The organism is Streptomyces sp. NPDC026301, from assembly GCF_055567935.1.
This window is the reverse complement of sequence record NZ_JBVHPN010000003.1, coordinates 176062-198948: the sequence shown is the minus strand read 5'-3', so window position 1 is coordinate 198948 and position 22887 is coordinate 176062. Positions and strand designations below refer to the sequence as shown.

Genomic DNA, 22887 nt, shown 5'->3' with positions numbered 1-22887 from the left:
GCCACGGCTGTCGGGGCGGCTCGCTGTTGGGCCGGGCGGGTGCATGCGCCGCGGGTCGTGCAACCCTCGCGCGGCGCGGCGTGTCTGCTCGTAAGAGGTCCGCATAATGCGGATGAATTCCGGAAGAAGAGGACATCCGATGATCCGTAAGGCTTCGCGCGCTGTCACCGTCTCCGCCCTCTGTGCCGCGCTGCTCGGTGGTGGACTGACCCTCGCCGCATCGGCGCCCGCCGTGACCGCGTCCCCCGAGAAGGCCCCGGCCCGCTACAACGCCGAGCAGGTCCACCACTTCCTGCAGGGTTTCTACGGCAATCACGGCCCCCGTCAGTGGGAGCGGGACAACATGGTCGGCGACGCGCTGAAGAAGCGCGCCGAGAAGAACAAGAAGTACGACGTCCTGCTGTGCGCGCAGAACAACCCGCGGGACATCGCCATCGGGTGGGTGACCACCGCGCAGTCCGCGGGCGTCGGCTGGGCGACGGTGACCACCAAGTGGGCGCACGGCCCGAACCAGCACTTCACCGCGTACGTCGACCTCGACGCGAAGAAGCCGATCAAGCTCACCCAGATCGACTGCAGCCCAGAGCGCCCCTGACGCCCGCGGTTCCCGTACCGGCCGCCATCCGAGGGGCGGCCGGTACGGGGGTGCCGCGCGTGCGCAGCCGCCCGATTTCACGGCATCCGGCACGTATTCTCTCGGTATGACCTGGACGAGCGCGCTGAAGCAGACCGCCCGCTCCGGGCTGAGCGTCGAACGGGCCAAGCTGACGCCGCTCATCGCGGTACGCGGCGCCGCGGGCGTCGCGCTCGTCGTCGGGGGCTGTCTGTGGCTGGGCTCCCCGGTGCTCGCCGTCTCCGCCGCCTTCGGTGCCTTCTCCGCCGCCATCGCCACCTTCCAGCGCAGCTGGCGGCCGCGCCCGCTGCTGGCGCTGGCCGTCGCGGGCGGCCTGTCGGTCTCCACCTTCCTCGGCTATCTGGCCGCGTCCCACACCGTGCTGTTCGTGCTGCTGCTCGGCGCCTGGACCCTGCTCGCGGGGCTGTGCTGGGCCGTCGGGCCGGTCTCCGGGCTGATCGGCACGCAGACGGTCGCGGTGATGCTGGTGACGGTCACCCTGCCGACCTCCGTACTGGGCGCGCTGGAGCACGCCGCGCTGATCGCGGTCGGCGGCTGCGTACAGGCCGCGCTCATCGTGCTCTTCCCCATCCGCCGGTGGGGGCGGCAGCGGGACGCGCTGGCCGACGCGCTCGCCGCCGAGGCCGACTACGCGCGCCGGCTGCGCCACGACCCGGTGGCGCCCTTCGACCCGCAGCCCCTGATGGACGCGCGGCTCGCCTCCCGGGTGACGCCCCGCCAGGCCCGGCGCCGCCCCGCCCAGCTGCACGGCCCCCGCACCCTCGCCGAACAGGTGCGCCCCGCCCTCGCCTCGCTCGCCGACCCCGTCGTCGGCGCCCCGCTGGAGGGCCCCGAGCGGGACCGCGCCCGCGAACTGCTCGGCGCCGCCGCGACCGTACTGGACGCGGTGGCCTCCGCTATCCGTCACGCCCGGCCGGTCCGGCTGCCCGCCGACGCCATGGACACCCTGGAGGTACCGGAGTCCGGCGACATGCTGACCGGTCCGGCGCGCCGCTCGGCGGCCCGGCTGCTGAGCCTGCTCGCCGACGCCGTGGAGGTCGCCGACGAGCCCGTCGAGCCCACCGGCCCCGTCTCCGACGGCGACCGGCCGCACCTGCTGCGGCCCGCCGTCCACCGCCAGGTCCCGGTCGTGCTGCGGGCCGTCCGTCGGGAGCTGCGCTGGTCCTCGTTCGTCCTGCGGCACGCGCTGCGGGTCGCCGCGGTGGCCGCGGTCGGCTACCTCATGGGCACCGCGCTGCCCTTCGGGCACGGTTACTGGGCGCCGCTCGCCTCCGTGATGATCATGCGTCCCGACTTCGCGCAGACGTACCAGCGCGGCATCGCCCGCTTCACCGGCACCCTCTTCGGCGTCGCGGTCGGCGGCGGGGTGATCGCCCTGTTCCACCCCGGGCAGTACGTCGACGCGGGCCTGGCCATCGTGTGCGCCTTCCTGATGTACCTGCTGCTGCGCACCGGCGTCGCGGTCACCTCGGCCTGCGTCGCCGCGTACGTCGTCTTCCTGCTCGGCATCGCGGGCGCCGGCTGGGAACAGACCGTGCAGGAGCGGGTGGTGCTCACCCTCCTCGGCGGCGTGCTGGCGACACTCTCGTACGCGCTCTTCCCGGCCTGGGAGACGTCCCGGCTGCGCGAGCGGCTGGCGGAGTGGCTGGAGGCGGGCGGCCGGTACGCCGTCGCCGTCCTGGAGATCTACGCGCGACCCGCCGAGCGCCGGCCGCGCCGGGTCCGCGAGGCCCTGCTCGACCTGCGCGCCGCGCGCGTCGCGTGGGTGAAGAGCGGGGAGCGCGCCGGGCAGGAACCGGTGCGGCACCGCGGGCTCTCGCAGGGCGCCACGCAGGCGGCGGAGGCGGCCCTCAACGCGATGGGCCGCGTCACGATGCTGATGGAGGCTCACCTGCCGGGCCCGGACGCGGAACCGTCCCCGGGCGCCGACGCGTTCGCCGCCGAGCTGAAGCCCTCGGTCGAGCGCGCGGCCCGGGCCATCAGGGAGGGCGGGGACCTGGACTGGTCGGGGCTGCACAGGTGGCTGGCCGTCTGGGACGCGGAGACGGAGGGCCAGGGCGTGGCGCTGCGCGCGGCGGGCCTGCTGGTGGACGCGCTGGACGACCTCGCGCAGGCGCTGAACCGCACCGGGCGCTGAGCGCCGGTCCGTTCGGGCCCGGGCCGGACGGCGTGCAACTATGCGATGCCGGTAGGGTAGGTAATTGCCCGTTATTGACGTCATTGCTGTCGTCTGGGGCGCGATGTCGGGGGGTCCGTGCGCCGCGCCGCGGGTGTGTCCGCAGTCCGAGCCGAAAGCGAGCGAGCGAACTCCTCATGGCGTCCAGCACTTCCTCCGGCGGTACGTACGACATAGGCATCGACCTCGGGACGGCCAACACCCTGGTCTACGCCCGCGGCAAGGGCGTGGTGCTCAACGAGCCGTCCGTGGTCGCGGTGAACGCGGCGGGCGACGTCATCGCGGTCGGCACGGAGGCCAAGCGCACGATCGGCCGCACCCCGTCCGGCATCACCGCGATGCGGCCGCTCCAGGAAGGCGTGATCGCCGACTTCGACGCCGCCGAGCGGATGCTGCGGGGGCTGATGAAGAAGGCGCTGCCGGGCCGCCGGCTGTCCCGGCCGCGGGTGGTGGTCTGCGTACCGTCGGGCATCACCGGCGTCGAGCGGCGCGCGGTCATCGACTCCGCCAAGCGCGCGGGCGCCCGCGAGGTGCAGCTGATCGAGGAGCCGATGGCGGCCGCGATCGGGGCCGGGCTGCCGGTCGCCGAGCCGGTGGGCTGCATGGTGGTGGACATCGGCGGCGGCACGACCGAGGTCGCCGTGGTCTCGATGGGCGGCCTCGTCACCGCGCAGTCCGTGCGGGTCGGGGGCGACGCGATGGACGCGGCGATCACGGCGTACGTCAAGAAGAAGCACGCGCTGGCCATCGGGGAGCGCACCGCCGAGGACATCAAGATCGCGATCGGCTCGGCGCTGTGGACGCCGGAGGAGGTCCATCTGCCGGAGCCGCCCGCCGACGGCGCGGACGCGGAGGACACCGTGCCGCTGCGCATCGACGCGTACACCGTCCGCGGCCGCGACCAGGTCAACGGCCTGCCGCGGACCCAGGAGATCACCGCCGAGGAGATCCGGCAGGCGCTCGCCGAGCCCGTCGACGCGATCGTCCAGGCCGTCCGGCGCACCCTGGACGCGTGCCCGCCCGAGCTGTCCGGCGACGTCATTGAGCACGGCATCGCGCTCACCGGAGGCGGGGCGCTGCTGCGCGGCCTGGACCGGCTGCTGCGCGACGAGACCGGCGTGCCCGTCGTGGTCGCCGACGACCCGCTGCACTGCGTCGTGGCGGGCACCGGCAAGTGCGTCGAGGAATTCGCCACCATGCACGGCCTGTTGGCGGACGCCAGGACGCAGCCGCGGCGGACCGTACGCCTGTGAGCCGACGTTCCACCGAGGCACCGCATGGCCAACTCCCTTGGCCATGCGGTGATCTGGCGTGCGCGGCCGCCGTCCGGAAGGTGACATCGCGGCCCCCGCGAGATGTGCGCCAGGCGGACAGCGATGTCCGTTCAGCGGGCCGACAGCCGTTCACCTGCGGCGACATGACCCGCCGTCAAGGAGTGATCAAGTCCGGTTATGCTGAAGACGGCTCAGCGTACTGGCAGTTACCACGGGTGACCTCCGTGTCGACGCTGCCCTCGCAGCTGCGCCCGAGGACTTCCCCGTATCTTTTTGATTGGTTGAGGGTGCTGATGGTTCGAGATGGATCGTCGCCCGGGGGCCTGCGACCCGCTTCGGCGTTGGCGTGGATACTTCCGGCGGCGCTCACCGTGATCGCCGCCGTCGTCGCCGCCGTACTGGTCCCCTCCGCCGCGCTGACGCCGGTCCTGTGGACGGGCGGCGTCGCCACCGTCGCGGTGGCGCTCCTCTCCGCCGAGGTCGCCCGCCGCGGCCGCGCGCTGACGGCCCTGCGCCGGAGCTCCGACGCGCAGGCCGCGGTGCTGGCCCGCCAGGAGGCCGCGACCGTACGGCTCGCCGAAGGGCTGCTGCCCGAGGTCGTCACCCGGCTCGGCCAGGACGAGTTCCCCGAGGACGTGCTCGCCTCGATGACGGAGCGGCTGGCCCAGGAGGCCCGCGAGTCCGGCCTGACCCCCGAGTTCGCCGCGGCCCACCAGGCAGTGCTGCGCTCCGTCCTGGAGGCGGTCGTCGCCGAGGAGGACCTGCGCGAGTCCGCCCAGCGCGCGTTCGTGAACATCGCCCGCCGCGTCCAGGCCATCGTCCACCAGCAGGCGCAGGAACTGCGCGGCATGGAGGACCGGCACGGCCAGAACCACGAGGTCTTCGGCGACCTGCTCCGGCTGGACCACGGCACCGCGCTGATCGGCCGCCTCGCCGACTCCATCGCCGTACTGGGCGGCGCCCGCCCCGGCCGCCAGTGGAGCCGCGCCGTCCCGCTGTTCAGCGTGCTGCGCGGCGCGATGTCCCGGATCATCGACTACCAGCGCGTCGAGCTGCACTCCGTCTCGGAGGTCGCGGTCGTCGGCACGGCCGTCGAGCCGCTCATCCACGCGCTCGCCGAGCTGCTGGACAACGCCACCCGCTACTCCCCGCCGCAGACCCGCGTCCACCTCACCGCGGTCGAGGTGCAGTCCGGCATCGCCGTCGAGATCGAGGACGGCGGCGTCAGCATGAGCGAGGAGGCCCGCAAGCGGGCCGAGCGGATGCTCCAGCAGGCCCAGGAGGGCATCGACGTCAACGACCTGGGGGAGACCCCGCGGCTCGGCCTCGCGGTCGTCGGCCGGCTGGCCCAGGCGTACAACTTCCAGGTGTCGCTGCGTACTTCGGCGTACGGCGGTGTGCGTGCCGTTCTCATCGTGCCGCAGGATCTGATCACCACCGCTCCCGCCACCGGCCGGGCGCACGGCATCGGCGCCTCCTCCGGGCCGCTGAGCGCGCGCACCGAGCCCAGGGCGGTCCCGCGCGCGGCCACCGGCCCCGTGCCTTCCGCGCCCGCGGCCACCGGTCCCGCGCCCGCCGCCCCCGCGGCGCTGCCCCGGCCCGAGGACACCCAGGAGGACGTCCCGGTGGTGACCGGACGGACCGCCAACGGGCTGCCGCAGCGCCGCCGCAAGTCCCGCGCCACCGCGCCGGCCCAGCCCGCGCCCCAGGCGTCCACCGCCCCCGACACCGCAGACCACCGGTCCTCCGCGTCGGAGGCCGCCCCCGAGGTGCAGCCCGGCATGTGGCTGGCGGCCTTCCAGAGCGGTCTCTCCGGAGATCCGGGCGGGGCCGCCGGGCCGAAGAGTGACGAGTCGTCGGAAAAGAGTGAGTTGCCATGATTCAGCACCGGGCCAACATGGACTGGATGCTCAAGGACCTGGCGGAGAGCGTCCCGCAGACCCGCAACGTCGTCGTGCTGTCCTCGGACGGCCTGCGGATGGCCCAGTACGGCACGGACACCGACACCGCCGACCGGCTGGCCGCCGCCTGCGCGGGGCTGCAGTCCCTGGCCGGCGCGGTGTCCGCCGAATTCCCGCACAGCGACGGCAAGATGCGCATGGTCGTCATCGAACTGGACGGCGGCTTCTTCTACTTGATGGCGGCGGGCGCGGGCGCCTACCTCGCGGTGCTGGCCGACGAGGGTGTGGACGCCGGGCTCATCGGCATGAAGATGCGCGACCTGGTGGCCCGGATCGGCGAGCACCTCAGCAGCCCGCCGCGCGGCGAGGGATCGGCCGCGTGAGCGGAGCGGGCCAGGATTGGGAGGACGAGAGCCCCGAACGGCTCTACGTGATCACCGGCGGGCGCTCCGGCGCCGCCGCGCAGACGTTCTCCCTCGACCTGGTCACGCTGATCGTGGCCAAGGCGGCCCCGCGACCGGGCATCCAGCCCGAGCACGCCGCGATCATGCGGCTGTGCCACTCCCCGCTGTCGGTGGCGGAGCTCTCCGCCTACCTGAAGCTACCGGTCAGCGTGGTCACCGTGCTCCTGGGCGACCTGCTGGCCGACGGGCGGGTCGTGGCGCGCGCGCCCGTACCGCCCGCAGAACTTCCGGACCGTTCCCTTATCGAGGCGGTGATCCATGGACTTCAACAGCTCTGACCCGGCCGCCGGGCAGGCGCTCGCCGAGCAGCCCGTGGCAGGGCAGGCGCTCGCCGCGGAACCGGTCGCCGGGCCGCGGAGCGAGGACGCGCTGCCGGACTCGGCCACCGCCGCGGTCAAGGTGGTGATCGTGGGCGGTTTCGGGGTCGGCAAGACGACCCTGGTGGGCGCGGTCAGCGAGATCCGCCCGCTGACCACCGAGGAGACGATGACCCAGGCCGGCGTCGGCGTCGACGACACCCTGGGCATCGAGCGCAAGACCTCCACGACCGTCGCGATGGACTTCGGGCGCATCAGCCTCAACGAGGAGCTGGTGCTCTACCTCTTCGGCACGCCCGGCCAGCAGCGCTTCTGGTTCCTGTGGAACGGCCTGTTCGACGGCGCGCTGGGCGCGGTCGTACTGGTCGACACCCGCCGCCTGGAGGTCAGCTTCGACGTCATCGGCCGCCTGGAGGAGCGCGGCGTGCCCTTCGTCGTCGCCATCAACTCCTTCCCGGAAGCCCCGAAGCACGACGTCGAGGAACTCCGCGAGGCCCTCGACCTGCCACCGGAGGTCCCGATCGTGGACTGCGACGCACGGCTGCGCACGTCGAGTCGGGACGTCCTGATGACGCTGATGCACTACCTGCACCAGCTCGCTGTCAGCGCTGAGGCGTCGTGATACGGCCGGGACGGCGCATTCCGGCGCCGTCCCGGCCGTATCCGGCTGCCTGACCGCCCCGGCGGCGTTCAGCTCGCTCTGGGTACCACCGTCATGGGGACATGGTCGGGGTGGACCATGGCGGAGGTGGCCTTCCGGGGTGTGTGCCCGGGGACCGGACGCAGGGTGTACCGCTGGAGGATGGTCGCCACGGCGATGGTCGCCTCCGTCCAGCTGAAGGCGTCGCCGATGCACATCCGGTTGCCAGCGCCGAAGGGGAAGAAGGACTGGCGCGGGATGTCGTCGCGCAGCCACCGGTCGGGGTCGAAGTCGTCGGGGTTCTTGTACAGCTCCGGGTGCCGGTGCACGGCATAGAGGCTGAAGGCGACCTCGGTGTCCGCGGGGATCCGGTACGTGACCTCCCGGCCGTCGGGCCTGCTGTCCGTCAGCTCCACCGGCTCGGTGGTACGCCGCATCAGCATCGTGACACCGTAGAGGCGGATCACCTCGTCCAGTACCCGCTTGACCGTGCCGAGCCGCGGAACGTGGTCGATGGTGACCGGGCCGTCGCCCACCACCTCGTCGATCTCTTCCAGCAGTTGCCGCTCGACCTCCGGGTGGCGCCCCATCTCGTGGAAGAACCAGCTCAGCGTCGAGGCGGTGGTCTCGGTGCCGGCGAACAGGATGGTCACCAGCTCGTCCCTGACCTCCTCGTCCGTCAGCGCCTCGTCGGTGTCCGCGTCCCGTGCGGACAACAGCAGGGCCACCAGGTCGTCCCGGTCGCTCCTCGCCGACAGCCGGGTGTCTGCGACCACCTTGTCGATCACCGCGCGCATGTCCCGCGCCGCCGCGTCGAACTTCCGGTTCGCCGGGATCGGCAGCCCGTCCAGGAACGTCGGGAACGCGGCCCGGAGCAGCATGTACTTGAGGATGATCGGCAGGTTCTTGCGGACCGACTCCACGGCCGGCTGACCGAGGTCGGCGGAGAACATCACCTCCGCGAGCGTGCGGATGGTGTACTCGCCCATTTCCTGTTCCAGGGCGAGTTGCTGCCCCGGCTGCCAGGAGTCGACCAGATCCTGGGCGCGTTCGCTCATCGTGGCCGCGTAACCGGCGATGCGCTCCTTGTGGAACATCGGCTGCATCAGCCGCCGATTGCGGCGGTGCACCGGGCCGCTGGAGGTCGCAAGCCCCTTGCCCACCAGCGGCTCGACGCGGGTGTACAGGCGTCCCTTGACGAACTTGGGGGCGTGCGTGACCAGCACCTGGCGGATCAGGTCGGCGTCGGTCGGTACGTAGACGGGCATCGTGCCCAGATCCACTCGCACCAGCGGACCGGTCTCCGGCAGCGACTGAAGGAAGTCCAGCGGCCGGCGCCCCATTTTCACGGCGTGCCCGAGGAGCGGTATCCGACCCGGAGCACGGGGGATGCCGTGCGCGTCGACGATCACCAGGAGAATCCTTCCGCCACGCCGGCGCGCGCGCCGGCCAAGGAGAGACCGGCGCCCAGGGGCGCCCGGTGCGGTGCGGTGCCGGTGAGCTGGTCCAGCACCTCCCACCACCAAGCGATGGACGGAATGTCCACCGGCCCCGTGCCGGTGGGCGTCGCGCTGAAGCGTGCGGGCAGCGCCGCCGGATCGTCGGGCGTGGTGTAGCGCACGGAGGTGATGCCCCAGTCCATCGAGCCGCGTACGAAGTGGCCCAGGTCGGCGAGGTACTGCCGCAGCTGCGGGCTCCCCTGCTCCGCGAGCGCCGCGCACAGCTGCTGGAAGAGGACCATTACACGGTCCCGCTGGCCGATGGCCTCGGTCACGGCCCGGCCGGTGGGCAGACCCCGGTGGTGCTCCAGCACACGGATGACGTTGAGGTAGTAGCCGCCCGTCCGGCTCCGCTCCTTGACCTCCTTGTGGTACGAGAACAGGTCGTTGTCCCAGCAGATCACGAAGGATGCCGCCTGGGCCGCGGCCCGTACGCCCGGCAGTGCGCGCTCCTCCGGCCGGAGTTCATAGCCGTGGGCCATTTCCAGCATCGGCAGGACGACCGTGGTCGCGCCGTCGTAGAGGCGCATCAGCGTGTAGTCGTCGAGCTCGGGCACGCTGCCGGCGGTGCGGTGGGACGCCTCCCAGATCACTGACAGGAAGTACTCGCGCAGCGCGTCGATCCACGCCTTCGTCTGCCCGGCGGTGCCGTACTCCGCCACTCTGGCCCGCAGGTCCCGCAGTCCGCGCGCGAGGGGATCGTCGGTGAGGATGGCCGCCTCGGGATGCTCGGCGACCCACAGAAGGCGCTGCAGGGCGGCGTTGAGCGCGCCCGGCGCAAGGCCCAGGTCGCCCTCCTCGCACAGGCCGTCGTCCACTCCGAACAGCCACAGGACGAAGTCACCGAGGACCTGGACGACTTCCGTGCGGCCCGAGGGCAGGATGCGTGAGGCGAAGGAGCCGATCTCCTGCGTCACCAGCCGCTTGCGCAGCCCCGCGGAGCCGATGTCGAACGCGTGCGCCCAGGCGGCGGTCCGTGCGTCGATGTCCGCATGGAGCGGGTGAATGGCCGGTGGTATAGGGGCGTAGGTCGGGGGAACTATGAGCGCGGTACTCACTCCGGCCGCCTTCCTGTCGGATGCGCTACATAGCGCGCACCCACCGTGATCAACAGCCCGCATGGTACGCATGGCCCAAAAATGATCAATAGGGCCAACATCACGTGTGCGAACGGAAGGGAAGGGGGAGACAGCCCAGATGCCCCAACCAGTGGTCGACCAACGGTTTCCGGGACAAACGGAATGGCCCGCGGCGGCGAACTGCCGTGCGCCGCGGGCCTCATGAGGTCTACACAGTGGCCGACGCGGCGCTCGTGACCGGGCAGCCGCCGGCCGCGCGCCGGCTGTGACCGGAGAGCGTACCGGAGCTGAGCGCCACCTCGGGGCGCGGCCGGAAGCGTACGGGCAGTGCCGACAGGCGCTTGGAGAGCAGTACGTACTGCCACTGCACCTCGTCCTCGGACACGGCGAGTTGCATGTCGGGCAGCAGCGTCAGCAAGGTGTCGATGCCGGTGTCGGCGATGGCCCGCCCGATGTCCTCACCGGGGCATCGGTGAGGACCCGCGCTGAAGGCGAGATGCGAGCGGTTGCCGTGCACCGGGACGGACAGGTCCGGTCGGATCTCCGGGTCGACGTTCGCGGCGCCGGGGCTGAGCAGCAGCATGTCGCCGGCCTCGATCCGCCAGCCGTCGAGCGTGGTGCCGGCGGTCGTCCAGCGGCCGGGGAGCACGGAGAGCGGCGGCTCGTCCCAGAGCATGCCGTCCAGCGCGTCGGTCAGCGTCATGTGACCGCCCGACAGATTCGCGCGGAACCGCCGGTCGGTCAGATTCATGTGCAGGGTGTTCGCGATGAGATTCGCCGTGGTCTCGTACGCGGCGATCACCAGCAGCCGCAGGTGCCCGAGGACCTCGTCGTGGGAGAGCCCGGACTCGTGCGTGCTCAGCCAGCTGGCCAGGTCGTTGCCCGGCCGGTCCTGCTTGGCCTTCTGCAGCGAGACCAGTGCGGTCTTGATGACCTCGTTGCTGGCGGCGGCCGTGTCGCTGCCGGTCATGAGGTCGCGGGCGGCGTCCGCCAGCCGTGGGCCGTCCGCCTCGTCCATGCCCAGCAGTCGGGTCATCACGAGCATCGGCAGCCGCTCGGCGTACTGGCCGACCAGGTCGGCCTCGCCGGTCTGGATGAACTCGTTGACGAGCATCTTGGTGTACCGGACCACGTAGCGGCGTATCCCGTGCCGGTCGAGGTCCTCCAGGCTGTCGGTGACGGCTGTCCGTGTCCGTGCGTGCGCCGTACCGTCGGTGAACACGCACGTCGGCTCCCAGTCGACCGTGGGGCCCAGCGGCCAGGCGTCGGGTACCTGGTCGTCGAGGTTCCACAGCCGTGAGTCACGGGTGTACGGGTACGGCGTGCGGGCGACATCGAGGTTGGCCTGGTACCCCAGCACCAGCCAGACCGGCAGGTCACCCGGCAGCAGCACCGGAGCCACCTGACCGTACGTGGCGCGGAGCCGCGCATACAGCGCCGTCGGGTCCGCGGCCTCCGGGCCGTGCAGCCGGAGCAGTCCGCCCGGGTCCGTCTCGCTCAGGGGCCGGCCCACGTGTGCCTTCAGCTCGAAGCGGGCGCGGACGTGTTCGGGGATCGGGATGGTCACGGTCTCTCCGGCGTGATGATGGGCGAACGGGATGAGGGGAGCGGCATCTTGCACGGCAGACCGTCGTCCCCCGGAAACCGGCGTCCCCTGAGTGGCGCGTGCGCGTGACCTGGCCGGACTTCGCTCACATCCAGGTGACCGGAGCCTGCGTCATCGGCGTACCAGGCGTGATCCACTGCGTCAGGCTAACAGCCGCGCGGCGCAGCCCAGTTTGACGCTCCGCCCTCCCACACTTGCCCGCGCGCACGGACGGGCCGGGGGCCTTCGATGCGCCGCCCGACCCGTTCGTCCGCCCTCCCTCAGACGCCCCGCCGCAGCCACACCGTGGTGTCCGGCGGCAGCTGCCCGCCCGCCAACGCCCCGCTGGACAGCAGTACTTCGCCAGCGGGCAGCGGCACCGGCCGGTCCGACAGGTTCGCCAGGCAGCGCCAGCCCGTCGATCGTCCGAAATGCACGATCCCCGCGGCGCCGTCCTCCGTGGCCTCGTCCGGGGCCGACAGCCACTCCAGCGACTCGTCGCCCTGCAGCTCCCGGCGGAGACGTAGCGCCGAGCGGTACAGCTCCAGTGTCGAGTCCTTCTCGCCGTCCTGTGCCGCCACCGAGAGTTCGCCGAAGGAGGCGGGCTGCGGGAGCCAGGCGGCGCCGGGGCCGAAGCCGTACGAGGTGCCCTCCCGGGTCCACGGCAGCGGCACCCGGCAGCCGTCCCGTCCCTTGCGGGTGTGGCCCGTCTGCTCCCACACCGGGTCCTGGAGCGCCTCCACGGGCAGGTCGGCGACCTCCGGCAGGCCCAGCTCCTCGCCCTGGTAGATGTACGAGGACCCGGGCAGCGCCAGCATCAGCAGTGTCGCGGCGCGGGCCCGGCGCAGCCCCAGCGCCCGGTCCTCGGCGGGCCGGGTGCCGCCGGACAGCAGCCAGGCGTCGGTGTCGGTGCCCGGCGGCAGCGCGAGCCGGGAGGCGTGCCGGATCACGTCGTGGTTGGAGAGCACCCAGGTCGCCGAGGCACCCGCGGCGGCCGCGGTGGCCAGCGACTCGGTGATCACCTTGCGCAGCCCGGCGGCCGACCACTCGGCCTGCAGATACTCGAAGTTGAACGCCTGGCCCAGCTCGTCGGGCCGGGTGTACAGCACCCGCCGGGAGTTCTTCACCCACGCCTCGGCGACCGCCATCCGCGGCGGCGTGTAGGAGTCCATCACGATCCGCCAGTCCCGGTAGATCTCGTGCACCTCGTCCCGGTCCCAGTGCGGGTGGGTGCCGTCCGGCATCAGGTCCTGGTCGCCCTTGAACTGGTCGGGACCCATGTCCCGCAGCGGCTCTGTGAGGTCCTTGGCCAGCCCGTGCGCCACGTCGATGCGGAAGCCGTCCACCCCGCGGTCGGACCAGAAGCGCAGCGTGTGCCGGAAGTCCTCGCGCACCTCCTCGTTGCTCCAGTCCAGGTCCGGCTGCTCGGGCGCGAAGAGATGGAGGTACCACTGGCCGTCCGGCACCCGCTGCCAGGCGCTGCCGCCGAACCGGGAGACCCAGTCCGAGGGCGGCAGCTCGCCGTGTTCGCCGCGCCCGTCGCGGAAGACGTAGCGCGCGCGGGCCGCCGAGCCGGGCGGCGACGCCAGCGCCTCCTGGAACCAGGCGTGCTGGTCGGAGGTGTGGTTGGGCACCAGGTCCACCAGGATCTTCAGGCCCAGCCGGTGCGCCTCGGCGACCATCGCGTCGAAGTCGGCGAGCGTGCCGAGGCGCGGGTCGACGTCCCGGAAGTCGGCCACGTCGTACCCGCCGTCGGCCAGCTCCGAAGGGTAGAAGGGGCTCAGCCACAGCGCGTCCACGCCGAGCGAGGCCAGGTGGGTCAGCCGGCTCGTGATGCCGGGCAGGTCGCCGATGCCGTCGCCGTCGCTGTCGGCGAAGCTGCGCGGATAGACCTGGTAGACGACGGCCTGCCGCCACCAGTCGGGGTCCTGCGGGGACAGGTCGGGGGAGGCGGGGACGGTCACAGCGGCTCCTTCGTGAGAGGTGGGTTCACCCGGCGTCATCCCTTGACCGCGCCGTCGGTCAGGCCGGAGAGCACGGCGCGCCGGAAGACCAGGACGAGCAGGGCGATCGGCACGGTCGCCGCCATCGCCCCGGCGAAGATCGTTCCGTACGGGATCTCGTACTGGCTGCTGAAGAGTGCGATGCCCACCGGCACGGTCCGGTAGGCGTCCTCGCTGTTGAACGTGAGCGCCATCAGGAACTCCGTCCAGGTCGCGGTGAAGGTGAACACCCCGGCGGTGAACAGCGCGGGCCGGGCCTGCGGCAGGATCACCGACAGCAGCGTCCGGGTCGGCCCCGCGCCGTCCACCGTCGCCGCCTCCTCCAGCTCGTACGGGATGGACTGCAGCGAGTTGCGCAGGATCCAGATCGCGAACGGCAGGTGGAAGGCGGTGTACGGGATGATCAGGCCCCAGTAGCCGTTGAGCAGGCCCAGCTCGCGTTCGACCAGGTACAGCGGGGTGACCACGGCGATCGTCGGGAAGACGGAGATCATCAGCAGCCCCGTCATCACCGGGCCGCGGCCGCGCATCGGCGTGCGGGCCAGCGCGTATCCGGCGAACAGCCCGAGCCCCAGGACGATCGCGGTGGCGCTGACGGCCACCACCGCGCTGTTGAGCAGATAGCGGTCGAAGCCCGCGAAGCCCAGCGCCAGCCGGTAGTTGGCGAGGGTGGGGTGGAGGGGGATCGGCGTCGGCGGCAGTGTGCCGTTCTCGCGCGCCGTCTTGAAGGACGTGACCGCCATCCACAGCAGCGGCAGCGCGGTCACGGCGACCAGCACCAGCGCGCCGAGGTTCACCACGTTCACATAGCGGCGCACTCCCGTACGCCCGCGGCCGCGCCTCATGCCGCGCCCCCTTCGTCGACCTGGCCGCGGAACATCCGCAGGAACAGCAGACAGCCCGCGATGACCAGCACGCCCGTACTGGTGGCGATCGCCGCGCCCATCCCGATGTCGAGGTTCTGGAACAGCGTCTTGTAGCCGAGCACGGCGAGCGACTGGGTGGCCGTGCCGGGACCGCCCTGCGTCAGTACGAACGGCAGGTCGAAGATCCCGAACGCCTGGAGCACCCGGAAGAGGACCGCGACCGAGACCACGGGGCGCAGCGCGGGCAGTACGACGTTCCAGAAGGTGGCCCAGGACCCGGCGCCGTCCATCTCGGCCGCCTCGTACCGCTCCTGCGGGATGCGGACCAGCCCCGCCAGGATGATCACCGCGACGAACGGGGTGGTCTTCCAGATGTCCGCGACCGCCATGCCGGTGATCGCGGGCACGGGCGTACCGAGGATCACCGGCGGCTGGTCCAGGACCAGCCCGAACAGCCAGGTCACCGCGCCGAACGTGGCGTCGTACAGGAAGTCCCACAGCTGCGCCGAGACCACCGTGATCAGCGACCAGGGGATCAGCAGCAGCGCGAGGATCCAGCCCCGCCCGGCCTCCAGCCGGTCCAGCAGCACCGCGGCCGCGATACCGAGCGCGATCTCCACGGCCACCGTCACCAGCGTGTACCCGACCGTGAAGGCCAGCGCCTCCAGCCACACCGGACTCGCCAGCATCGTCGTGTAGTTGCCGAGCGTCCACTCCTCGACGCGGACGCCGTCGAAGGTGAAGCGCACGTCACTGAAGCTGAGGACGATCGAGTAGACCACCGGGAAGAGCGTCACCAGGGCGATCACGGTGAGCGCCGGGGCGGTGTAGAGCCAGCCGGTGCGGGCCCGGCGGCGCGCGATGCCGGCGGGCTTGCGAGCGGCGGGGGAAGGGGGCAGGGGCGCGGGCCGGGCCTCCGGGGCGGCCGTCGGGGAGACCGTCACAGCGCCTCCCCTCGGAGCGCCGCCTGCAGATCACGGCGGGAGCCGGCGAGCCCCCGCCGTACGCTCGTGCCCCCGCTGAGCACCTCGTTGACCGGGGTGAACACCGCCTTGCTGACCATCGGGTACTCCGGGGTCCGGGTCGGCCGGGCGACCAGCCGCACCTCACGGGCCAGCGCGAACGCCGGATTGGACGACCTCGCCACGGCCTTGCCGTGCAGCTGGGACAGCAGCGGCGGCAGCACGGCGGCCTCGCGGGCCAGGATCGACTGCCCCTCCTCCTCGGCGAGGAAGCGGGCGAACGCCAGCGCCGCGCCGAGGTGCCGGGAGTGCGGATTGAGGTAGTTGCACCAGCCGCCCAGACAGCTGCGGCCGCCCGTGCCGCCCTCGAAGCCGGGCCGGCGCATCACCCCGATCCTCCCCGCCACCCGCGAGGACGCCGGGTTGTCCGCGACGCCCCAGGCGTACAGCCAGTTGCGCAGGAACACCGACCGGCCGCTGGTGAAGGCGTCCAGGCTGTCCTGCTCCACGAACGTGGTCACCGAGGACGGGGAGACGCCGCGCGTGATCAGGTCCCGGAGGTAGGACACGGCCCGCACGCCCGCCGGGCCGTCGAAGGTGACCGTGCGGGCGTCGGGGGAGAGGATGCTGCCGCCCGCGTCGGCGACCAGCTCCGCGACGTTCGCGGTGAGCCCCTCGTACACCGTGCCCTGCCAGACGAACCCGAGGTCGGCGTCGCCCGTTCGCTGGATCTTCGCGGCGGTGGACGCCAGCTCCTCCCACGAACCGGGCGGCCGCAGCCCGTGTTTGTGCAGCAGGTCCTTCCGGTAGTAAAGGAACGCCTCGTCCAGGTAGAGCGGGAAGGCGTACACCGAGCCCTGGTACGTCAGCGCCCGCACCAGCTCCTCGGGATAGCGCTGCCAGTACCCCTTCGGCAGCAGCGGATCGAGCGGCAGCGCCAGCGAGTTGTACGCGAACTGGGCCGGCCAGGCGATGTCGCCCATGTAGACGTCGGGGGACGGGCTGCCGCTCGTCACCTGCGTGGTGAGGGTCGCGCGGGCCACGTCCGTGGTCGGTGGCGCGGCGATCAACTGCACGGTGATGTTGCGGTACTTCCGGCGGAACGCCCTGACCAGCACGGGCCTGAGGTCGCTGCCGTCGCGGGCCGCCACCCGCCCGGCCCACCAGCGGATGGTGACCGGGCCACGCGGTATCCCGGCGGCGCCCGAGAGGTCGGGGCCGCGTGCGACGGCCCGGCCGCAGCCGGTGGCGGCGGCCAGCGCGGCGGCGGCCCCGGTGGTGGTCCGAAGGAGGGATCTGCGGCTCAACGGCATGACGATGCGCTCCTGATGGAGGGGTGGGATCGCTGCTGCCTGACAACGCTTGCACGCTAGGAGTGGCCCCAGGGACTGTCAATGGAGCGCGCAGCAACGAAATGGCCGCTCTCCTGCATGAAAAACCGGGCGGGATGGCGGCGTTGGCGCGCATTGCCGGACATCTCCCGATGGTAACGCTGTCACCGACCGGGTCCATGTCCCCTACACCTGTGCTACGTTCCGGACCATGCCTCCAGCGCAGCGCCACCCCACCATGGCCGACGTGGCCGAACGGGCGGGGGTCTCGGTCTCCACGGTCTCGCGGACCCTGCGCGGGCTGTCCACCGTCTCGGACGAGGCCAGGGTGCGAGTGGAGGCGGCGGCCCGCGAGCTGTCCTTCGTGATATCCCGGCAGGCGTCCAGCCTGGTCACCGGCAAGACGGGAACGGTCGCCGTGCTCGCGCCCACCCTCGGCTCGTGGTTCGTCGGCCAGGTGCTGCGCGGCCTCAGCGAGGTACTGCGCGACGCGGGCCTGGACCTGATGGTGTACAGCGTCGCCGACCTCGCCGAGCGCGCCGCCTTCTTCGACCGGCTCCCGGCCCGCCGGAACGCCGACGCGCTCCTGGTCATCTCCTTCGACCTGACGGAGGAGGAGTTCGCCCGGCTGGACGGCCTGGGCGTGCCGGTGGTGTACGTCAGCCAGCACGCGCCGGGCCGGGCGAGCGTGTACGTCGAGGACGTCGCCGCGGCGCGCGCCGGCACCCGCTATCTGCGGGGCCTGGGCCACCGCCGGATCGCCTTCGTCCGCGCGTCGCCCGACACCGGCTTCACCTGCAGCTCGCGCACCCGCCTCTTCGGCTACCGCGAGGCGCTGGCCGAGGCGGACATCCCGTACGACGAGGACTTGGTGGTCGCCACCTCGCGCGGTCGGCGCGACACCTCGGAGGCGGTCGGACGGCTGCTCTGCCTGGCCGACCCGCCCACCGCGGTCTTCGCCGAGACCGACGAGATCGCCATGGAGGTGCTCTGGGTCCTGCGCTCCGCCGGCATCGACGTGCCCGGCCGGATCTCCGTCCTCGGCTTCGACGACCACGACCACGCCGAGTGGCTGGACCTCACCACCATCGCCCAGCCCGCCGCCGAGGTCGGCCGCGCGGCCGGCACCCTCGCCCACACCCTCATCGACGACCCGGCCACGGACCCGGCGCGGCATGTCGTACTGCCGACGCAGCTGATTCCGCGGGGGACCACGGCTCCGGTTCCGGCTCCGGCTCCGGAGGCGGACGCCTGACGCCGGTCGTCCGGCGCCCGGCCCGGTACCGAGGGTCCTCAGGGATGCGTGAGGGTCCCCAGGGATGCGTACTGATGGCGTACGGGATGCGTGCGGGATACGTACGCCGCAACGCACCGCTGCCACCCGCGGCACACCGGCCGCAACTCGCCCGAACCGGCCCGGTGGAGACGCCGTCCCGGGGAACCGGGACATGACACACCGGGTCGAATACAACCCTTCCCAGGCATATGAGTGTCTTATCTCGTGGACCCGCGGACTCAGGGCCCACCGTTCATCCTGGGGGAAGGACTCACCATGCGAAGCACCCGTCCCGCGCGTCGCCGCACCACCGTCATCGGTACGGCCGCCGCCGCGCTCCTCGCCGCCTCCGCGGCCATCCCGGCCTTCGGCGCCACCACCACCGCACCGCCGCCCGCGCACGCGGTCCAGGCGGCGGCCCAGCCGGCCCGCGCCGGCAGTCCCGAGTCGACCGTGGACCGGGTCGCGGACTTCTACGGGGCGTACATCGACGCCGTCTACGACGAGGACGGCCGGCTCGCCCGCGAGCTGCGGAACCACTACCTCCGCAGCGACCTGCGCAAGCGCCTCGCCGACTGGGAGGCGAAGAACCACGCCGACGGCGTCCTGCGCGCCCAGAACGTGCCGGTCAAGTGGTCCGTCGGCTACGACGGTTCCGGCACCGGCAGCGCGTACACGATCGTCACCCTCACCTGGGACTCGGGCAGCCACCCGAGCACGTCCCGGCTGGCCGTCCGCAGCTCCCTGGAGACCCGCCAGATCACGGACATCAAGGCGGCGCCGAGCAGGTGACGCGGCGCGCAGCCGCTGACGGAGGGCGTGCTGACGGAAGGTGCGCTGACGGAGGGCGTGCTCACCGAAGGTGTACTCACGGAAGGTGCGCTAACGGAAGGCGTGCTGACCGAAGGTGTACTCGTGGAAGGTGCGCTGACGGAAGGTGTACTCACGGAATGTGCGGGGGCTCGTCGGGGGGCGGGTCCCCGCCCCGTGTGTGCCGCGGCGCGCGGTGGTGGACGTAGTGGATCACGTGGCGCTCCGGGTGGTCGTGGAAGTGCCTGCCCAGCAGGGCGCCGCCGAAGACCACGAAGCCGACCCCGACCAGCCAGCACTCCACGATCAGTACGGTGCCCACCGCCCCGTAACTGACCGCGTTGGTGACGATGAGGGGCGCGAAGACCAGGTACGAGAAGGCGCGCAGCCCGACCAGGCCGGCCATCGTGGCGACGGCACCCGGCAGCAGCGCCCGCCACGCGACCTGCTCGCCGAGCAGGAACCGCTGTCCCCACCAGAAGAAGACCACGCCGGCCAGCAGATTCAGCCCGATCCGCAGCGGTTCCGGCATGGAGCCCCGGGACTGCACCTCGGCGTAGAGGTAGGCCATCAGGACGGCCAGCCACACGGTCTGCCGCCAGGCCCGGTGCCACGGGCCGACCGACAGGCTCCAGGTCTTCTCGTACCCGGTCTGCACGCTGCCGGCGAAGGTCAGGCCGAAGACGGCGAGCGCGACGAGGCTGAACGCGCTGGTCGTCGCGACCGCCGTCCGGGGCGCGGTGAAGACGCTCTCCACGGCGTCCGCCGAACGCCCCGACAGCGCCATGCCGTCGACCAGCCACAGGGCGAAGCCGCGGTGCTTGAACGGGTCGGCCGCCGCCACGACGATCAGCAGCGGTACGAGCGTGACCAGTCCCAGCGCCCCGAACCCCATCGAGCGGTGCAGCAGCTCCAGCTCGGCGCCGCGCTGCCGGAACCGCCGCACCCGCAGCCGGCTCCGCAGCCGGCGCACCGGATGGCGGCGCCGCCGCACGGGCGCGGCGCCCCGCTCCGACGGCGGAGGAACCGACGTCATACAGACCTCGTTCCCGACGTCATACAGCCCTCGATCCACTCGTCCACAGGTCCTGGTCTTCGGGGCGCCGGGCTCGATCGCCATGTCACCGACCGGGCCCCGAGCGCAGGCTCTCAGTCGTCCATCGTGATGAGGCTCTCACTCGTCCATCGTGATGACGACCTTGATGTCGTCGTCCCGCGCGGTGAACGCCTCCTGCGCGCGCGACAGCGGCACCCGCCGGGTGATCAGGCGCTCCAGCCAGCCGAGGTCGGCGCGGGCCAGCGCCTCCGCGGCCTGCTGATAATGCCGCAGATTGGCGTTGACCGAGCCCACCACCGCGTCGTTCTCCAGCACCAGGTCCCGGTTGACGGTGCCCGCGTCGATGGTGAGCTGCCGCCCGGTCGGCGAGACACCCGTCAGACACACGATCCCGTACGCGGCGGTCCCGGCCATCGCGTCGAAGACCAGCCGCCCGGCCCCGGTCGCCTCGATGACGACATCCGGCCGGATCGCCTCCGTGACCCGGTCGATGTCCTCACTGTGGTACGTCGCGCCCAGGTCGCGCACCAGCCCGGGCTTCGGGCCGCCGGTGACCCGGTCCAGTACATGCACGTCGAGCCCTCGCTGTACTCCGAGGAGCGCGGCCAGCAGACCGATCGGACCCGCGCCGGTCACCAGCACCCGCCGGGGCTCGAACCACGCCCGGCCCCCGACCCGTTCCACCTGTTCCCACGCCTTGGCCACCACGGTGGTGGGCTCCATGAGTACTCCCACCCGGCGCAGCCCCGCGTCGAGCCGGACCGCGTACTCGGGCTCCACCGTCCACGCCTGGCTCGCGTAACCGTCGCGCTCCTTGATGCCGCGCTCGGTGTAGCGGCCGTTCCGGCACATGTCGAACTCGCCCCGCGCACACGCCCCGCACGGCTCCGGATCGGGCCGCCGGACCACGCCCACCACCAGGTCGCCGCGGCTGAACCCGCTCCCGGGCGGCGCCTCGCGCACGCGCCCGAGCGACTCGTGCCCGAGCACGAGCCGGTCCCGGCCCGGGGGCGCCGCCCCGTACTCGCCGGACACGATCTCCTTGTCCGTACCGCACACCCCGACGGCGAGCCCGTCCACCAGCAACTCGCCCTCCCCGGCCACCGGACGGGGCACCTCCCGCACCTCCAGCGAACCCGGCTGCAACGGCCGGATGGTCAGCGCACGCATGCTCACTCTCACAAGCCTCTCGTCGCTCCGTCACCACCGGGCCGGCGGCCGCCCCGCCACCGTCAGGGCTGGTAGCCGTCTCGCCACCACCGGGCTGGTAGTCGTCTACCACCGTCGGGCTGGTAGCCGCCCCGCCACCGTCGGGCTGGTAGCCGTCTATCACCGTCGGGCTGGTAGCCGTCTCGCCACCACCGGCCGGTCACGGCGAGTACCCGCGACCCCCCGCTCCAGACCGACGGCCCTCGAAGCGCCCGCCCGACCCCCCATTCACCCCCACACCGCGCCCGCCGTCACCCCCACACGCCGCTGCCCCCCACCGGACCCCACCCACGGACGCACCCCGTCCCCCGTCTGCCGCGACGCACCTACAGAACAACAAAAAGGCCCTCCGAGGCGGAGGGCCTTCCTGCCGTTCGCTCACCTGGCTGCTGCTGCGGCCTGCTCCTCATCCTCATGAGTCAGAATCCGCTGAATATCCCAAGCATGGTGAGCGGCGTCATGCGCATTGTTCCGGGCGACGTCCTCGGCCCGCTGCGCACCACGGGCCGAGTGCTGAAGCACCACGCCCGCCTCCAGCGCGGCCGACACGGACTCCACCCAGAGGCTCACCGACCCCCGCAACGACCACAACGCCGCCGCGAGCGGAATGTCCTGGTAACAGCGGGCCTCGGCAAGAAGATCCTGGTCGTACCCGGGCACCTCCAGGGCCCCGGCAAGCCGCGCCCCCGCGAGCCGCTCGGCCCAGTTCCGCAGGTTGTCCGCCACATGACTGACGTAGGCCCCCGACGTCCACACCAACTCCGGATGCCGCTCACCCCCACTGCGCCCCTCCACCAGCGCCGCGTACCGCCCCGGCACCTCCCCGACCTGCGCCACCGCAGCGACAGCGCTCAAGGACCAGTCGAACCCACAGTCCCGACAAGGATTCCCATACAGACCCGCACCCCAGAGCTCCATGGAAGATCAGCCTATCGCCCCACCCCGACCAGCAAAAAGGCCCTCCCATGCCTCCGCGGACCTGGCGCCGACCCGGCAGACGGAGGGACCAGCGATGACCGGCGTGCAGGAGCTACAGGCGACACCGGACAGCTCCCGGCGCTCAGCGATTCCGTTCCCCGGCGGGCGGCCACCGGACCGCGATCGGCGGCACCAGTGCTCTCACGCTTCCGGACGGAGCCACGCGTTACATGCGGCCTCTGGGTATGAGATCCAGCCCCAGGCACTGATGCGGGCCTGTCACCGCGTTCGCCAAGGCACTTGGCCCGAGACTCTTGGGGGCTCTTGGGGATTCGATGCAGCCCCTCATCGCCATGGGTCATGGCGCCGCCACCTGCAGAAACGCGGTGACAGTCGGATGGCGTCGGCCCCTCCCAATGGCCGCCGGGGGAGTGGCCGACGCCTCCGTACAGGGAGTCGCAGGTACTCTGACCAGCAAAAAGGCCCTCCCTGGGGAGGGCCTTGGAGAGCGCCCCCGGCAGGACTCGAACCTGCGGCCAAGTGCTTAGAAGGCACCTGCTCTATCCACTGAGCTACGGGGGCCGGGTGTGGACGTGGATCACGGACCGCGGACCAGGATAGGGGGCCGCGTGCCTCGTCCCGGTTGCTTCACCTCCGTGGCACGTTGTGGAGGTTCGGTGAAGCGGTCCCGATAATCGCAGGCAGGTACGAATTCTGCATCGGTTTTGGCGCCTCACGGGACGGGTGTTGTGCACTCGTTATGCCTGAGCCTCTCCTGTCGCGGGCGCCCCACGCGTCACACGTGCCGGTTTGCGTGGGTTCGTACGGCGCGCACATAGGGGTATACGCTTCAAAAAGCCATCGAAATTGGGCATTCTTCACATGT

Annotated in this window: 19 protein-coding genes and 1 tRNA gene; 9 read left to right on the top strand and 11 right to left on the bottom strand. The window is 72.0% G+C overall.

Annotation, left to right across the window (positions count from 1 at the left end; translation table 11 throughout):
* Positions 1–139 precede the first annotated feature (139 nt).
* The 7 genes from ACZ4MH_RS06625 to ACZ4MH_RS06595 all read left to right on the top strand — a co-directional run bounded on the left by ACZ4MH_RS06625 (position 140) and on the right by ACZ4MH_RS06595 (position 7388).
* A complete protein-coding gene (locus ACZ4MH_RS06625) occupies positions 140–595 on the top strand; it encodes a hypothetical protein (RefSeq protein ID WP_351594391.1) in 456 nt (151 codons plus the stop codon).
* Positions 596–701: 106 nt separating this feature from the next.
* Entirely contained in the window at positions 702–2771 is a 2070-nt protein-coding gene (locus tag ACZ4MH_RS06620; protein WP_351594388.1) for an FUSC family protein, read from the top strand.
* A gap of 176 nt (positions 2772–2947) precedes the next feature.
* On the top strand, positions 2948–4063 hold the full coding sequence (gene mreB, locus ACZ4MH_RS06615; RefSeq protein WP_351594385.1) for a rod shape-determining protein: 1116 nt from the start codon (positions 2948–2950) through the stop codon (positions 4061–4063).
* Positions 4064–4377: 314 nt separating this feature from the next.
* A complete protein-coding gene (locus tag ACZ4MH_RS06610; RefSeq protein ID WP_467754296.1) occupies positions 4378–5964 on the top strand; it encodes a sensor histidine kinase in 1587 nt (528 codons plus the stop codon).
* Positions 5961–6368: a roadblock/LC7 domain-containing protein gene (locus ACZ4MH_RS06605; RefSeq protein WP_030249885.1), complete on the top strand. Its 408-nt coding sequence runs from the start codon at positions 5961–5963 to the stop codon at positions 6366–6368. The genes ACZ4MH_RS06610 and ACZ4MH_RS06605 overlap by 4 nt, the downstream gene beginning before the upstream one ends.
* Complete coding sequence (locus ACZ4MH_RS06600; RefSeq protein WP_030249882.1) at positions 6365–6727, top strand: DUF742 domain-containing protein; 363 nt, start codon at positions 6365–6367, stop codon at positions 6725–6727. Before ACZ4MH_RS06605 ends, ACZ4MH_RS06600 begins: the two co-directional genes overlap by 4 nt.
* Positions 6708–7388: a GTP-binding protein gene (locus tag ACZ4MH_RS06595; protein ID WP_351597710.1), complete on the top strand. Its 681-nt coding sequence runs from the start codon at positions 6708–6710 to the stop codon at positions 7386–7388. The genes ACZ4MH_RS06600 and ACZ4MH_RS06595 overlap by 20 nt, the downstream gene beginning before the upstream one ends.
* A gap of 68 nt (positions 7389–7456) precedes the next feature.
* Here the strand turns inward: ACZ4MH_RS06595 and ACZ4MH_RS06590 are convergent, their stop codons facing one another.
* The 7 genes from ACZ4MH_RS06590 to ACZ4MH_RS06560 form a co-directional block, all read right to left on the bottom strand.
* A complete protein-coding gene (locus ACZ4MH_RS06590; RefSeq protein WP_351597713.1) occupies positions 7457–8818 on the bottom strand; it encodes a cytochrome P450 in 1362 nt (453 codons plus the stop codon).
* Complete coding sequence (locus ACZ4MH_RS06585) at positions 8815–9963, bottom strand: selina-4(15),7(11)-diene synthase (RefSeq protein ID WP_351597716.1); 1149 nt, start codon at positions 9961–9963, stop codon at positions 8815–8817. The genes ACZ4MH_RS06590 and ACZ4MH_RS06585 overlap by 4 nt, the downstream gene beginning before the upstream one ends.
* A 229-nt stretch (positions 9964–10192) precedes the next feature.
* Positions 10193–11551, bottom strand: coding sequence for a cytochrome P450 family protein (locus ACZ4MH_RS06580; RefSeq protein WP_351597719.1), 1359 nt, complete (start codon positions 11549–11551; stop codon positions 10193–10195).
* Between the two features lie 299 nt (positions 11552–11850).
* The gene (locus tag ACZ4MH_RS06575) at positions 11851–13572 is read right to left on the bottom strand and encodes a glycoside hydrolase family 13 protein (protein WP_467754291.1); all 1722 of its coding nucleotides are present in this window, start codon (positions 13570–13572) and stop codon (positions 11851–11853) included.
* Entirely contained in the window at positions 13569–14417 is an 849-nt protein-coding gene (locus tag ACZ4MH_RS06570) for a carbohydrate ABC transporter permease (RefSeq protein ID WP_351597725.1), read from the bottom strand. The genes ACZ4MH_RS06575 and ACZ4MH_RS06570 overlap by 4 nt, the downstream gene beginning before the upstream one ends.
* Positions 14414–15382 (bottom strand): carbohydrate ABC transporter permease, encoded by a 969-nt coding sequence (locus ACZ4MH_RS06565; protein WP_351597728.1) that lies wholly within the window; start codon positions 15380–15382, stop codon positions 14414–14416. Before ACZ4MH_RS06565 ends, ACZ4MH_RS06570 begins: the two co-directional genes overlap by 4 nt.
* Positions 15379–16707, bottom strand: coding sequence for an extracellular solute-binding protein (locus ACZ4MH_RS06560; protein ID WP_351597731.1), 1329 nt, complete (start codon positions 16705–16707; stop codon positions 15379–15381). The genes ACZ4MH_RS06565 and ACZ4MH_RS06560 overlap by 4 nt, the downstream gene beginning before the upstream one ends.
* A 235-nt stretch (positions 16708–16942) precedes the next feature.
* On the opposite strand from ACZ4MH_RS06560, the gene ACZ4MH_RS06555 reads away from it, so the two are divergent.
* Both ACZ4MH_RS06555 and ACZ4MH_RS06550 read left to right on the top strand, forming a co-directional pair.
* On the top strand, positions 16943–17986 hold the full coding sequence (locus ACZ4MH_RS06555; protein ID WP_351597734.1) for a LacI family DNA-binding transcriptional regulator: 1044 nt from the start codon (positions 16943–16945) through the stop codon (positions 17984–17986).
* Between the two features lie 297 nt (positions 17987–18283).
* A complete protein-coding gene (locus ACZ4MH_RS06550) occupies positions 18284–18799 on the top strand; it encodes a hypothetical protein (protein ID WP_351597737.1) in 516 nt (171 codons plus the stop codon).
* Positions 18800–18950: 151 nt separating this feature from the next.
* On the opposite strand, the gene ACZ4MH_RS06545 is transcribed toward ACZ4MH_RS06550, so the two are convergent.
* The 4 genes from ACZ4MH_RS06545 to ACZ4MH_RS06530 all read right to left on the bottom strand — a co-directional run bounded on the left by ACZ4MH_RS06545 (position 18951) and on the right by ACZ4MH_RS06530 (position 22583).
* Positions 18951–19853, bottom strand: coding sequence for a ribonuclease BN (locus tag ACZ4MH_RS06545; protein ID WP_467754283.1), 903 nt, complete (start codon positions 19851–19853; stop codon positions 18951–18953).
* Between the two features lie 138 nt (positions 19854–19991).
* A complete protein-coding gene (locus ACZ4MH_RS06540) occupies positions 19992–21044 on the bottom strand; it encodes a glucose 1-dehydrogenase (RefSeq protein ID WP_351597771.1) in 1053 nt (350 codons plus the stop codon).
* A 417-nt stretch (positions 21045–21461) separates the two neighbouring features.
* The gene (locus tag ACZ4MH_RS06535) at positions 21462–21938 is read right to left on the bottom strand and encodes a hypothetical protein (RefSeq protein ID WP_351597740.1); all 477 of its coding nucleotides are present in this window, start codon (positions 21936–21938) and stop codon (positions 21462–21464) included.
* Positions 21939–22510: 572 nt separating this feature from the next.
* Positions 22511–22583 (bottom strand) — tRNA-Arg (locus tag ACZ4MH_RS06530).
* Between the last annotated feature and the right edge of the window lie 304 nt (positions 22584–22887).

Bases quoted from the DNA above. Each gene is read 5' to 3' on its own strand.
- ACZ4MH_RS06625 (WP_351594391.1), top strand. From the start codon at position 140: ATGATCCGTAAGGCTTCGCGCGCTGTCACCGTCTCCGCCCTCTGTGCC.
- ACZ4MH_RS06620 (WP_351594388.1), top strand. From the start codon at position 702: ATGACCTGGACGAGCGCGCTGAAGCAGACCGCCCGCTCCGGGCTGAGC.
- mreB (WP_351594385.1), top strand. From the start codon at position 2,948: ATGGCGTCCAGCACTTCCTCCGGCGGTACGTACGACATAGGCATCGAC.
- ACZ4MH_RS06610 (WP_467754296.1), top strand. From the start codon at position 4,378: ATGGTTCGAGATGGATCGTCGCCCGGGGGCCTGCGACCCGCTTCGGCG.
- ACZ4MH_RS06605 (WP_030249885.1), top strand. From the start codon at position 5,961: ATGATTCAGCACCGGGCCAACATGGACTGGATGCTCAAGGACCTGGCG.
- ACZ4MH_RS06595 (WP_351597710.1), top strand. From the start codon at position 6,708: ATGGACTTCAACAGCTCTGACCCGGCCGCCGGGCAGGCGCTCGCCGAG.
- ACZ4MH_RS06575 (WP_467754291.1), bottom strand. From the start codon at position 13,572: ATGACGCCGGGTGAACCCACCTCTCACGAAGGAGCCGCTGTGACCGTC.
- ACZ4MH_RS06570 (WP_351597725.1), bottom strand. From the start codon at position 14,417: ATGAGGCGCGGCCGCGGGCGTACGGGAGTGCGCCGCTATGTGAACGTG.
- ACZ4MH_RS06555 (WP_351597734.1), top strand. From the start codon at position 16,943: ATGCCTCCAGCGCAGCGCCACCCCACCATGGCCGACGTGGCCGAACGG.
- ACZ4MH_RS06550 (WP_351597737.1), top strand. From the start codon at position 18,284: ATGCGAAGCACCCGTCCCGCGCGTCGCCGCACCACCGTCATCGGTACG.
- ACZ4MH_RS06545 (WP_467754283.1), bottom strand. From the start codon at position 19,853: ATGACGTCGGTTCCTCCGCCGTCGGAGCGGGGCGCCGCGCCCGTGCGG.
- ACZ4MH_RS06540 (WP_351597771.1), bottom strand. From the start codon at position 21,044: ATGCGTGCGCTGACCATCCGGCCGTTGCAGCCGGGTTCGCTGGAGGTG.